Below are 12,746 nucleotides of genomic sequence, written 5' to 3'. Positions count from 1 at the left end.
GTAAGGGTCGATGCCGTCGAGCAAGGACTCGAACTCCGCGATCTCGCTTTCACCGATCGGCACGAGTCGTTGTCCTGCAACAACTCCCGTCTGGTGGGTGAGCGCGGCCAGCAGATGCACCCCGGGGGCACCGCCGTCACCGGGGCACGGTGCCCCCGCAGAGTCTTGCCGTCCAGCGCGAACGCCGTCCATTCCCGCGCGGGCTGCCCGGCCCAGCCACGTGTGCCGGGCACGTGCAGGCAGATCGAGCGTTGGCAGATCGGGCGTTGGCACATCGGGCCGTTGTCGGTGATCCACACGCTGATCGCGGTATCCAACTCCGCACCGTCCACCAACGCCAGCGCACGACACAGCGTGGCCTCGCTGGGCGCCAGATACCAGCCCGCCCGTCGCGGGCAGGCCCGCGCACCGAAGACCCGCAACACCCATTGCGGCAGATCCGCGACCCATTCCCACACCCCCATCACCGAGGCGGCACCCGCCACGACCGCGACCGCCGTCATCGCCAGCATCCCCGACAGCGAATACCGCACCCCACGAGCATCCCGCCGATCCGTCACCCACCCGAAATACTCCCGCAGGACCCCGCAGGACAGCGGCATGACACAGAATCACAGAACCCACCCGATTCCGGGGGCACCCCCGCTCGCCAGTCTACCGGGGAGAGCGGACAGTTGATCTTGGTTTGGGGGGTGCTGTGGACAACTCGGGGGGTTGTGGACAGGTGCGGCCGGGCATGTCCCATTCGCGGCGGGGTCGTCCGCTCGGCGGATTAGGGTGGACGGCGTGAGCACTCATTTCAACGTCGTCGTTCTCGGTGCCGGGCCCGGTGGCTACGTCGCCGCCGTTCGCGCGGCGCAGCTGGGCTTGTCGGTCGCCGTCGTCGAGGAGAAGTACTGGGGCGGGGTCTGCCTCAACGTCGGCTGCATCCCCTCCAAGGCGTTACTGCGCAACGCGGAGCTCGCGTACATCTTCAACAACGAACAGAAGACGTTCGGCATCGAAGGGCAGGTCACCTTCGACTACGGCGTCGCCCACGCGCGCAGCCGGACCGTGGCCGACGGGCGCGTCAAGGGCGTGCACTACCTGATGAAGAAGAACTCGATCACGGAGTTCACCGGGCGCGGCACGTTCACCGGACCGAACAGCCTGGAGGTCAACGGCGAGACGGTCACGTTCGACAACTGCATCATCGCCACCGGCGCGCGGACCAAGCTGCTGGCGGGCACACAGCTGTCCGAGCGCGTGGTCACCTACGAGGAGCAGATCCTCACCCCCGAGCTACCGGGCAGCATGATCGTCGCCGGCGCCGGCGCGATCGGTGTCGAGTTCGCCTACGTGCTCGCCAACTACGGGGTAGACGTGACGATCGTCGAGTTCCTCGACCGGCTCGTCCCGCTCGAGGACGCCGAGGTCTCCAAGGAGCTGGCCCGCCACTACCGCAAGCTCGGCGTCACGGTCATGACCGCCACGAAGGTCGAGTCGATCGACGACTCCGGCGACCAGGTCACCGTCGAGGTCTCCGCGAACGGCGAGCGCACGTCCCTCAAGGCCGACAAGGTCCTGCAGGCCATCGGCTTCCAGCCCAACATCGAGGGCTACGGCCTCGAGACGACCGGTGTGCGGACCAGCGACCGCGGCGCGATCGAGGTCGACGGGTCGTGCCGGACCAACGTCGAGCACATCTTCGCGATCGGCGACGTCACCGCCAAGCTCATGCTCGCCCACGCCGCCGAGGCCATGGGCATCGTCGCGGCGGAGACCATCGGCGTCGCGGAGACCATGGAGCTCGACTACCGCATGATCCCGCGCGCCACCTACTGCCAGCCGCAGATCGCGAGCTTCGGCTACACCGAGGAGCAGGCCCGCGAGGCCGGCTTCGACGTCCAGGTCGCCAAGTTCCCGTTCACCGCCAACGGCAAGTCCCACGGCCTCGGCGACGCGCGCGGCTTCGTCAAGCTGCTGTCCGACGCGAAGTACGGCGAGCTGCTCGGCGGCCACCTCATCGGCCCGGACGTCACCGAGCTCCTGCCCGAGCTGACCCTGGCCCAGCAGTGGGACCTGACCGTCCACGAGGTGGCCCGCAACGTTCACGCCCACCCGACCCTGGGCGAAGCCGTGAAGGAGGCGATACACGGCCTGGCCGGCCACATGATCAACCTCTAGACCCCGCCGCGGAGCACGGGGCGCAGGGCGTCGAGCACGCTCGGGTCCTCGATAGTGGACGGCACCAGCTCGTCGCGGCCGTCGGCGATTCCGCGCATGGTCTTGCGCAGGATCTTGCCCGACCGCGTCTTCGGTAGACCGTCCACAACGGACACATCGCGGAACGCCGCCACCGGCCCGATCTCCTCGCGTACCGCGGCGACGAGCTCCTCGCGCAGCGCGTCCTCGGAGATCGACGCGCCGGCCTTGAGCACCACGAACCCGCGCGGCAGCTGGCCCTTCAAGGAGTCCCGCACGCCGATCACCGCGCACTCGGCCACCGCCGGGTGCGCGGCCAGCACGGCCTCCATCGAGCCGGTCGACAGCCGGTGGCCGGCCACGTTGATCACGTCATCGGTGCGGCCCATGACGTAGACGTAACCGTCCTCGTCGACGTAGCCGCCGTCGCCGGTGAGGTAGTAGCCGGGGTAGCGGGCCAGGTAGGACTCGACGTAGCGGTCGTCGTCGCCCCACAGCGTCGGCAGCGTGCCGGGCGGCAGCGGCAGCTTGATCGCGATGGCGCCCTCCTGGCCGCGCGGGACCTCCGCGCCGGACTGGTCGAGGATCCGCACGTCGTAGCCCGGCACCGGGACGCTCGGCGAGCCGGCCTTGATCGGCATCGGCTCGAGCCCGCGCAGGTTCGCGCAGATCGGCCAGCCGGTCTCGGTCTGCCACCAGTGGTCCACGACCGGGATGCCGAGCTTCTCGCTCGCCCAGTGGTAGGTCTCCGGGTCGAGCCGCTCGCCGGCCAGGAACAGCGTTCGGAACCCCGACAGGTCGTACTTCGCGAGCTCGACGCCGTCCGGGTCGACGCGCTTGATGGCGCGGAACGCGGTCGGCGCGGTGAACAGCGCCTTCGCGCCGTGCTCGGAGATGACGCGCCAGAACGCGCCCGCGTCCGGCGTGCCCACGGGCTTGCCCTCGTAGAGCAGGGTCGTCGCCCCCACGATCAGCGGCGCGTACACGATGTAGGAGTGCCCGACGACCCAGCCGACGTCGGACGCGGTCCAGAAGACATCGCCGGGATGGATGTCGTAGACGTTGCGCAGCGACCACGCCAGCGCCACCGCGTGGCCGCCGTTGTCGCGGACCACGCCCTTCGGCTTCCCGGTGGTGCCGGACGTGTACAGGATGTAGAGCGGGTCGGTCGCCGCCACCGGCACGCAGCCGGCGGGCTCCGCGGTCGCCATCGCGGTGTCCCAGTCGAGGTCCCGCTCGCCCAGCGTCGCGGTCGCCTGCTCGCGCTGCAGCACGACCACGGAGTCCGGCTGGTGGGTGGTCAGCGCGAGTGCCTCGTCGATGATCGGCTTGTACTCGACGACCCGGGTCGGCTCGATCCCGCACGACGCGGCCACGATCACCTTCGGCCGGGCGTCGTCCACCCGGGTGGCCAGCTCGCGCGGCGCGAACCCGCCGAACACCACCGAGTGCACGGCGCCGAGCCGGGCGCACGCGAGCATCGCGACGACCGCGCGCGGCACCATCGGCATGTAGATGATCACGCGGTCGCCGCGGCCGACACCGAGCCCGGCGAGCGCCCCCGCGAAGCGGGCGACCTCGTCGCGGAGCTCACGGTAGGTGTAGGTGGCCAAGGTCGCGGTGACCGGCGAGTCGTAGACCAGCGCCACCTGGTCGGCCCGGCCACCGTCGACGTGCCGGTCCAGCGCGTTGTGGCAGGTGTTGAGCTCGCCGTCCGGGTACCACCGGTACAGCGGCGCGGCGCTGTCGTCCAGCGCCCTCGTCGGCGCCCGCACCCAGTCCAGATCGGCGGCCGCCGCGAGCCAGAAGCCTTCCGGGTCCTCGAGGCTCTGCCGGTACGCGTCGTGGTAAGAGCCCATGGACGGAACCTAGTCCGTGTCCATACGCCAGCGGAACGGTCACGGATCGACATAGGGTGGATGGGTAGCGGCGGACGTCTGGTCTCATAGGCGCGGAGGGAGGGTCGTGTTCCTGACCAACCTGGGCAGCTCGCTGCTGTCGTTCGCGCAGCGCTTCTTCGGCCCCGGCTTGTGCCCGGGCGAGTGGGTGTGGGCCACGATCGGCGCGGGCATGATCATCGGATTGCTCCCGGCGCTGGGCTCGCTGCTGGTCACACTGGTGCGCAAGGGCACCGGCAACGCCTACAACGCCGCCACGATCTCGGTCTTCGCGGCCACCGGCGGGTTCTTCACGTTCCTGATGCCGCTGCTGTTCGCGATCGGCATCTCCGAGGTCTTCGTCAACGCCAGCCGCGGCACCCCGAGCGGCCTGACCGGCGGCCAGGTGGAGTCGGTGGGCAAGGAGTTCTGCGGGTGGGTCGGGCCGCAGGACCAGTTCCTCGGCCGCGGCGCGCGGGTGTACGACGTGCTGTTCTACCCGCACGAAGGCGCCGGCATGCTGTTCCTCCGGATCCTGCTGCTGGTCGCCCTGCCGGGCATCGGCCTGCTGTTCATCTGGCTGCAGGCGCGGGCGGCGATGCGCCGGGGACCGAGGTGGCCGGGCCGGCTGCTCTGGCTGCCGTTCGTGGCGATGGTCGTGCTGACCCTGCCGATGACCGCGAACTCGGCGGGCGCGATGTGGCTCGGGTTCGTGCCGATGTGCGTGCTCGGCATGATCCCGCTGCTGATCGCCGGCCCGCCGAGCTGGTCGGTGATCGAGCGGTCCCACCAGCGGCCGCCGCCGTACGTGCCGCCGGCCCAACAGCAGCAGCAGCCGCCACCGCCGTATGTGCCGCCGCCGCCCCAGCCGGCGCGGATGCCGCCGCCGATGCGGGCGGCGAACCAGCAGCCGGAGCCCGAGACGGATCGTGCCGCGCTCGCGAAGCTGGCCGAGCAGCCCGGGCCACTGCCGTTCGGTGGGGGTCCGCCGAGGGCGCCGACCGGGTTGTGGCAGAACAACGGGGGCCGGTTCCAGAAGATCAAGCAGCTCGGCCAGGGCGGGTTCGGCACCGTGTGGCTCGCGAAGGACACCCAGCTGGACCGGACGGTCGCCGTGAAGCTCGCACACGCGCCGGACGCCGAAGCCGAGGCGCGGATGCTGCGCGAGGCACGGGCCCTCGCGGCCGTGCATCACCCCAACTGCGTGCGGGTGTACGACATCGTGTCCGACGCCGACGGGCTCGGGCTCGTCATGGAGTACATCGAGGGCGAGCAGCTGGCGGACTCCGTGCACGGCGGCGGGGTGCTCACCGACGTCCAGGCGGCGCGCCTGTGGGTGACGATGGCCGGTGCGCTGACCGCGGCGCACGCGAAGGGCGTGCTGCACCGGGACGTGAAGCCGGCCAACGTGATCATCGACCCGAACGGCATGGCTCACCTGATCGACTTCGGCATCGCGCGCGCGAAGGGCGACTCGACCCTGACCTCGGCCGGAATGATGGTCGGCACGCCGGACTTCCTGGCGCCGGAGACCGCGGGCGGCTCGCCGGCCACCCCGGCCTCGGACGCCTGGCAGCTGGCGGCCACGGTGAGCTTCGCGCTGGCCGGCGCCCCGCCGCGCGGCGTCCGCGAGAACGCGATGGCGGCCCTGATGGCGGCGGCCCGGTCGGAGCCGCTGACCCAGCTGCCGGGGCGGAGCGCGCACCTGCGCCTGCTGACCGCATCGCTCGACGCGGACCCGGGCCGCCGCCCGACCCTGGCGGCCGTGTCGAGGGAGATGAGCGCCTGGCTGGCCCGGTCCGGGCAGGGCGAGGAAGGTCCGGTCACCAAGATCGTCCACGGCACGCGCCCACTGCACTGAGGCATGGCACCGAGGCACGGCCGCGCACCTGGTCCGGCCGTCCCTGACGGCGACCTTGATCACCCGGCGATCAGGTCGCGGACGAAGGCCGTCACGGCGACGAGCACGCCGGCGCGCCGGTGATGATCATCATGACCTGGTCGTATCCGGATCTCTGGGCCTTGGTGGCCGTCGCCGACATGCCGTGCGCGGCGAGCGCGGGTCAGCTCGGCCGGTCGCACCGGTGAAGTCGTCCCTCGGCCACCTGAAGCTCGGCAGGCCGAGGAAGCTGTCGCCGGACCGGACGCTCCGCTTGTGTTCGGCGTGATGGTCGCAGATGCCGAGCATCCCGCGCACACGCCAACGGCATGGCCGTGATGTGTGGCCAGGCAATGGCCCCGCCGCACGGCGCGCGCTGTGCCGAGTCGGTCTGGGTTCGGAAGTGATCAGTATTTCGGCGAGTGTGTCCGACGACAACCGGCCGGTGAACCGGTTAGCGATGACCCCGAGAGGGGCCGATCGCTTGTTGAAATGGCTGATTGCCGGTGGCCCGGCGCCGCCACAACGAGAGGCCGGATAGTGCGCGCGTCGCGCACTATGAATGGCCAGGAGGGAAGCAGGATGTTTCGACCAAGAACCTGCGGTTCGCTCGCGCGAGCTGGGTATTGCCCTGTTGAAAGCGACACAGAAGAATGGATGGAACGGGAGTTACCTCGGGGAACGGCTCGGGTGGAGCGCGAGCAAGGTGAGCCGGATGTTCATCGGGAAACGCATCGTGGGCCGGTCGATGTGTCGGCCGTCTTGGCTGCGTGTGGTGTCACGGGACAGGAGCGCCATTTTCTGTTGGACTTGGCGAAGGATCAGAGGCATCCGAACGGCTGCTGGAGTATGACGATCACCCGTCGGGTCGGCGAAGGGCACTCGCTGATCTGGAAAGCGCTGCGGCCAGTATCGTCGGAGTTGCGCCGTTCGCGGTGCCCGCGCTGCTCCAGACGGAGAGCTACATGCGGGCGACTCGGTTCTTCGTGGACGCCCGCGTATTCAACGAGACTGGGTTGCATCGTGACGTGATGTCGGACCAGGTGCATCATTTGTTGCGGATGGTCGATGTCAACGACTCGACACCATACGCTCCTACCGGGATGTCGTGTCAGAGCTGGCAAAGGGGCGTTGAACCAGGAAGACACGCGCTCGTGGCTGAGAACGATCGCTGCCGATCTTGACGGCTCGGGCGTGACCGGCGACCGCTTCCATCTCGACTGTGGAGAGCCGACGTACGTCGAGGGCATAAAGCCACGAAGGGAGTCCCGGGCGTAGCTCGATGGTTAGAGCTGAGGCCTCATAATCCTTGAGGCGTGGGTTCAATCCCCACCCGCCCCACTAGGCCGTGTGGCGTCTGGTGCCGGAGATACCCAAATGACAACAGGGAAGGGCATCTCCGGCACCAGGACGACCGATCAACCGGTTATGCGGCCGTGTCCGTTCGCCTTGCTGGCCGGAATGCCAACCAGCCAGCGGCGACCAGGGCAGTGGCTCCCACGGGCGCGGCGCCGGCACCGAATGTAACTGCGAGCAGCACGCCGAGCATGACGGTAATGCAGGTTGTCACCGCAATGGAGAGCACGATCACCCGTCCGGTCCAGTCCCACTGGCCAATAATGCGCTCGGCCAGGGAGAACCACCAGATTGACGGACGGTTGGGTGATGGCGGCTCACCTGTTGGTCGATGTACGGTCACAGGGTTGCCTCTCCTTTTCTCTTCGATGGGTCGGGAGCCTGGCGACAATCCGCGGCCCTCCGCGGTAGCGGCGGGGGGCCGCGGCCCCATTACTCGGGGCCACGATCGTCACTCATCTGCTTGTTCACATGATCAGTGAGCAAGTCGCCGCGAGCATACGACATACACAGCCCGTGAGGAACTCTCCCCCCATTCTGCCAATGAGTTGGACATTCACCCGATCGATAACGCGACGATACGTATCTGAAGTGTTTTCGCCCCGGACAAGCCTCGACCGGGTGACACCGATCAAGTAACGACGCTCATTCACTACTCTCGGAATGCTTCACAACGACGCGCAAAGATCCACAACGCTTCCCGCAGGTCGGCGGACACGCCCTCGCGGGGTTGATGTGCTGACGATACGAGGTTTGCCATACACGCAAATAATCATGGGGCTATACGCAGCGTTGTTACCAGGCGTGCACAACCCCACTCCATTGTGTTGGTCACCTAGTGGGGTCTCCCAATAAACGGCCGTGAACCTGCACAGGCGTCTGCACTTGTGGGGGCTGACAGTTACGGGTCACAAGATCGACTTGTGGACGAGGGTGCTGGTTGCGGACAGGTCAGCGCCAGGAGGGGAGCCAGAGTTCGGCGTCCCAGTGGCCCTCGGTGATCGAGTCGCCGTTCAGGATGGGCCACAGCCACACGAAGTTGGCCACCACGAGGCCCACGTACAGGGCCACCACGAACAGACCGGTGCCCCGCCGCTCGTAGCCGTCGGACGCCGGGCCCAGGATCTGGCCAAGCACGAGCACGAGGCCCAGCACGAGGAACGCGGCCAGCGGCGTCGCGTAGAAGTAGTACATCTGGCGGTCGAGGTTGGCGAACCACGGCAGTAGGCCCGTCAGGTACGTGACGACGACCGCGGCATAGCGCCAGTCCAGCCGGCCGATCATCCGCCACAGGCCCCACGCCAGCACCGGCAGCGACAGCCACCACATGGCCGGCGTGCCGACCAGCATCGTGGCCGAGACGCACCGGTCCTCGCCGCAGGAGACCGTGCCGCCGTCGTAGTAGTAGAGCATCGGGCGCAGGCCCATGGGCCACGTCCACGGCTTCGACTCCCACGGGTGCTGGTCCTTCGTGGGGGTCACCAGGTTCTCGTGGAAGTCCAGCACGTTCCCCGAGTACTGCCACAGCGACCGCAGCGCCTGCGGCAGGAAGTCGTACCAGCCGCTGTGTGGCGAAGCGGCGGACAGGTGCCGGTCCACCGCCGTCTCCGACGCGAACCAGCCCCACCACGTCGCCAGGTACACCAGCAGCGGGACCACCAGCATGCCCCACAGCGCCGGCGCCACGTCCCGCACCAGCGCGCCCTTCCACGGCGACGGCACCCCTGCCGCCCGCCGCGCGGTCGCGTCCCAGATCACGACCATCAGGCCGAACGCCGCGACGAAGAACACGCCCGACCACTTCGACCCGCACGCGAGCCCGAGCGACACCCCGGCCGCGAAGCGCCACCAGCGGAACCCCAGCCGCGGGCCGAACCGCGACTCGGCCACCCAGCCCTCGCGCACCGTCAGGGCCAGCCGCGCACGCACCTGGTCCCGGTCGAGCAGCAGGCAGCCGAACGCCAGAAGCACGAAGAACGCCAGGTAGATGTCCAGCATCCCCATCCGGCTCTGCACGTGCGACAGGCCGTCGCAGATCAGCAGCACGCCGGCGATCCCGCCCAGCAGCGTGGACCGGGTCAGCCGGCGCGCGATGCGCACGATCATGAGGATCATCAGCGCGCCGGCGAGCGCTGCGGTGAACCGCCAGCCCCAGCCGTTGTAGCCGAACAGCCACTCGCCGACCGCGATCAGCTCCTTGCCGACCGGCGGGTGCACGGTCAGCTCGTAGGCCGGGTTGTCCTCGTAGCCGCCGTTGCGCAGGAACTCCCACGCCTGCGGCACGTAGTGCTTCTCGTCGAAGACCGGGGTGCCCTTGTCGGTCGGGAAGCCGAGGTTCTGCAGCCGGACGAACCCACCGAGCACCGCGAGGAAGCCGGCCACCAGCCAGCCCCGCAGCCGGTCGGTCGGCATCGGCTTGCCGATCAGGTGGACCTCGGCGAGCTCCGCCTCCGACATCGGCCGGCCACCCGACAAGCTGGGTGACTCGGCTGGCCTGGTGGCGACAAGACTCACGGGGGCTGATCGTAGGCGGCCGCTCGTGCGTTCCGTGTCGGGATCACGCTCCTTTGACAGTCGGTTCCGACTATGATTGGCGTCGGGTTCGGGTTGTGCGCGCGGTAGGGGCCCTGTTGCCGGCGCGGAGGGCCGTGAGTGTTCACTGGGGCCGATGGCTCCGCTGGACACTCACGGCCTGCTCGTGCTCGCCGCCACCCCGCTCGGCGACTCCCGGGACGCCTCTCCGCGCCTCGTCGAGGCGCTCGGCAGCGCGGACGTGATCGCCGCCGAGGACACCCGCCGGCTGCGCTCGCTCGCCGCCGCGCTCGGCGTCACGCCGACAGGGCGGGTGGTCAGCTTCTACGACGCCGTCGAGACCGCGCGGCTCGACGGCCTCGTGGGCGCGGTCGAGCGGGGGAGGACCGTCCTGCTGGTGACCGACGCCGGCATGCCCAGCGTGTCCGACCCCGGCTTCCGGCTCGTCTCCGCCTGCGTCGCCAAGGACCTGCCGGTGACCTGCCTGCCCGGCCCGTCCGCGGTGACCACCGCGCTCGCGCTGTCCGGCCTGCCCTGCGAGCGGTTCTGCTTCGAGGGGTTCGCACCACGCAAGGACGGCGAGCGGCGCCGTTTCTTCGCGAACCTGGCCGGCGAGCCCCGCACCGCCGTGTTCTTCGAGTCGCCGCACCGGATCGCCGCCACGCTCGCGCTCGCCGCCGAGGTGCTCGGCGCGGACCGGCGCGTGGCCGTGTGCCGGGAGCTGACCAAGCCGTACGAGGAGGTCCGCCGCGGCGGACTGGCCGAGCTCGCGGAATGGGCCGCGGGTGGGGTGCGGGGCGAGGTCACCGTCGTGCTGGCCGGCGCCGAGCCGTCGAAGGAGGTCGACCTCGCCGCGCTCGTCGAGCGGGTCGACGGGCTCGTCGCGGACGGCGCGCGGCTCAAGGACGCGGCGGGCGAGGTCGCCACCGAGGTCGGGGTGAGCCGCAAACGACTCTACGACGCCGTCCTCGCCGCGCGGCGGCGCTGACCGCACATGTCCGCGGTGAACCGCTAGGAAGGACGCCTTCCGGACACCAGGTGACTGGAAGGCGTCCTTCCTGGCACGTCAGGCGTTCTCGCGCTGGAACGTGCGCGCACCCCAGATGACCGCGAGCACGGCCATCACGGCCAGCACGACGGTGCCCGTGAACAGTGCGTCCATGGCGAAGTCGCCGCGGAACGCTGCCCGGTCGGCGTCCACGACGTGCGTGAACGGGTTGATCCGCGAGATCGTGTACAGCCAGTTCGGCGCCAGCCCGGTGGTGATCGGGATCAGGATCCCGGACAGCAGCAGGACCGGCAGCAGGATCGTGTTCAGCAGCGGGATGAACGCCTCCTCGCTCTTGAGCATCAGCGCGGCCGCGTACCCCGCCGAGGACAGCGTGATGCCCATGAGCAGGACGATCGCCAGGCTGAGCACCACCCCGGCGACCGGCGCGCTGAGGTCGAACGCGACCAGGGCGAGGATCAGCACCAACAATGCCTGGAAGAACAGCTGTACCGCGTTGTTGGCCACCTTGCCCAGCAGCAGCGAGATCCGGCGCACCGGCGTCACCCGCATTCGTTCCAGGGCACCGTTGCGCAGCTCGGCGATGATGCCGATCCCGGAGAACATGCTGAACAGCGCGATCTGCAGGATCAGCGCCGGGGTGAGGATCGTCCATGCGTTGCCCGGTGGGAAGCCCGGCGTGCTGGTCACGATCCGCTCCATCAGCGGTCCGAACAGCACCAGGTAGAGCACCGGCTGCAGGATGCCGATGAAGATCCACGCCGGGTTGCGCAGTGCGATCGTCGACTCCCTGCGGTACACCAGCCAGATCTCACGCAACATCGGTCGGCTCCTTCTCCTTGGCCGGCCCGGCTTCCGCTTCCGGTTCGGCTTCCGCCGCGGGTTCCGCCGCCTCGGCGTCGCGTAGCGAGCGACCGGTCAGCGTGAGGAACACGTCGTCCAGCGTCGGGCGGTGCACCTGTACCGAGGCCATCGGAATGCCCGCGGTGTCCAGCGCGCGCAGCAGCTCCGGCAGGGCGGTGTCCCCGCGCGGCACCCGGAACCGCACCATGCTGTCCACTGTGGATATCTCGTGTGCGTCGGGCAGCTTGCCGGCGATGTCCGCGGTGGCGCCGACCTGCGGGGCCGGCACGCCGACCTCGACACGGTCGCCGGACACCTGGGCCTTGAGGTCGCTCGGGCTGCCCTCGGCGACGATGCGGCCGTGGTCGATCACCAGGATCCGGTCGCACAACGCGTCGGCCTCGTCCAGGTAGTGCGTGGTCAGGAACACCGTGGTGTCGTGGTGCTCGCGCAGTGACCGGATATGGCCCCACAGGTTGGCCCGGCTCTGCGGGTCCAGCCCGGTGCTCGGCTCGTCCAGGAACACCAGGCGCGGGTCGTGCTGCAGGCCCAGCGCGATGTCCAGCCGGCGTCGCTGCCCGCCGGAGAGCGTCTTGATGACGCGGTCGTCCAGGTCGGCGATGTCGAGCCGTTCCATCAGCTCGGCCGCGCGCCGCGTGGCGTCCGGTTTGGACAGCCCGTAGTACCGGCCCTGCAGCACCATCTCCTCGATGACCTTGAGCTCGGGCGTGGTCCCGCCGCCCTGCGCGACGTAGCCGATCCGCCGGCGCACCCCGACCGGATCCTTGCCCAGGTCGCAGCCGGCGACCGTGGCCCGGCCGGCCGTCGGCCGCAGCAGCGTGGTGAGCATGCGTAGCGTGGTGGTCTTGCCCGCCCCGTTCGGGCCCAGGAAGCCGACCAGCTCCCCGGCGGCGACGTCGAGGTCGACCCCGCGCACGGCCTCGACTGAACGGCCTCGGGTCCGGAAGGTCCGGGCGAGGCCGCGTGCTTCGATCATGGTCCAGTTCCCCTCTGGTAGTCAAGTTTGACTAGTGCGCCAGGATGCCCTGCCCAGTCCCCGATGGGC

General features: G+C 69.5%; 9 protein-coding genes and 1 tRNA gene. 5 read left to right on the top strand and 5 right to left on the bottom strand.

Annotation, left to right across the window (positions count from 1 at the left end):
* Positions 1-602 (bottom strand): transposase family protein (locus ACRDTB_RS24725; RefSeq protein WP_431433991.1); only part of this gene is annotated, 602 nt, incomplete at its 3' end.
* A 184-nt stretch (positions 603-786) separates the two neighbouring features.
* On the opposite strand from ACRDTB_RS24725, the gene lpdA reads away from it, so the two are divergent.
* Positions 787-2,166 carry a dihydrolipoyl dehydrogenase gene (lpdA, locus tag ACRDTB_RS24720; RefSeq protein ID WP_431433989.1) on the top strand — a complete coding sequence of 460 codons (1,380 nt, stop codon included), beginning with the start codon at positions 787-789 and terminating at the stop codon, positions 2,164-2,166.
* Here lpdA and ACRDTB_RS24715 read toward each other — a convergent pair.
* Positions 2,163-4,043 (bottom strand): propionyl-CoA synthetase, encoded by a 1,881-nt coding sequence (locus ACRDTB_RS24715; RefSeq protein WP_431433988.1) that lies wholly within the window; start codon positions 4,041-4,043, stop codon positions 2,163-2,165. The two genes, lpdA and ACRDTB_RS24715, sit on opposite strands and share 4 nt — an antisense overlap.
* Before the next feature lie 106 nt (positions 4,044-4,149).
* Between ACRDTB_RS24715 and ACRDTB_RS24710 the strand changes: the two genes are divergently transcribed.
* The 3 genes from ACRDTB_RS24710 to ACRDTB_RS24700 all read left to right on the top strand — a co-directional run bounded on the left by ACRDTB_RS24710 (position 4,150) and on the right by ACRDTB_RS24700 (position 7,281).
* The gene (locus ACRDTB_RS24710) at positions 4,150-5,922 is read left to right on the top strand and encodes a serine/threonine-protein kinase (protein ID WP_431433986.1); all 1,773 of its coding nucleotides are present in this window, start codon (positions 4,150-4,152) and stop codon (positions 5,920-5,922) included.
* A gap of 788 nt (positions 5,923-6,710) precedes the next feature.
* Complete coding sequence (locus ACRDTB_RS24705; RefSeq protein WP_431433984.1) at positions 6,711-7,124, top strand: Scr1 family TA system antitoxin-like transcriptional regulator; 414 nt, start codon at positions 6,711-6,713, stop codon at positions 7,122-7,124.
* An 86-nt stretch (positions 7,125-7,210) separates the two neighbouring features.
* Positions 7,211-7,281: transfer RNA gene (locus tag ACRDTB_RS24700), tRNA-Ile, on the top strand.
* 966 nt (positions 7,282-8,247) lie between these two features.
* Here the strand turns inward: ACRDTB_RS24700 and ACRDTB_RS24695 are convergent.
* Complete coding sequence (locus ACRDTB_RS24695) at positions 8,248-9,753, bottom strand: dolichyl-phosphate-mannose--protein mannosyltransferase (protein WP_431433982.1); 1,506 nt, start codon at positions 9,751-9,753, stop codon at positions 8,248-8,250.
* Between the two features lie 211 nt (positions 9,754-9,964).
* Between ACRDTB_RS24695 and rsmI the strand changes: the two genes are divergently transcribed.
* Complete coding sequence (rsmI, locus tag ACRDTB_RS24690; RefSeq protein ID WP_431433980.1) at positions 9,965-10,816, top strand: 16S rRNA (cytidine(1402)-2'-O)-methyltransferase; 852 nt, start codon at positions 9,965-9,967, stop codon at positions 10,814-10,816.
* A 78-nt stretch (positions 10,817-10,894) separates the two neighbouring features.
* Here the strand turns inward: rsmI and ACRDTB_RS24685 are convergent, their stop codons facing one another.
* Positions 10,895-11,659 (bottom strand): ABC transporter permease, encoded by a 765-nt coding sequence (locus ACRDTB_RS24685; RefSeq protein ID WP_431433979.1) that lies wholly within the window; start codon positions 11,657-11,659, stop codon positions 10,895-10,897.
* Positions 11,649-12,677 (bottom strand): ATP-binding cassette domain-containing protein, encoded by a 1,029-nt coding sequence (locus ACRDTB_RS24680; protein WP_431433977.1) that lies wholly within the window; start codon positions 12,675-12,677, stop codon positions 11,649-11,651. The genes ACRDTB_RS24685 and ACRDTB_RS24680 overlap by 11 nt, the downstream gene beginning before the upstream one ends.
* Between the last annotated feature and the right edge of the window lie 69 nt (positions 12,678-12,746).

Origin of the sequence: Actinophytocola sp., assembly GCF_050699935.1 — a bacterium.
Lineage (GTDB): Bacteria > Actinomycetota > Actinomycetes > Mycobacteriales > Pseudonocardiaceae > Actinophytocola.
The sequence above is the reverse complement of the archived record's forward strand: the minus strand, read 5'-3'. Positions and strand labels throughout refer to the sequence as shown.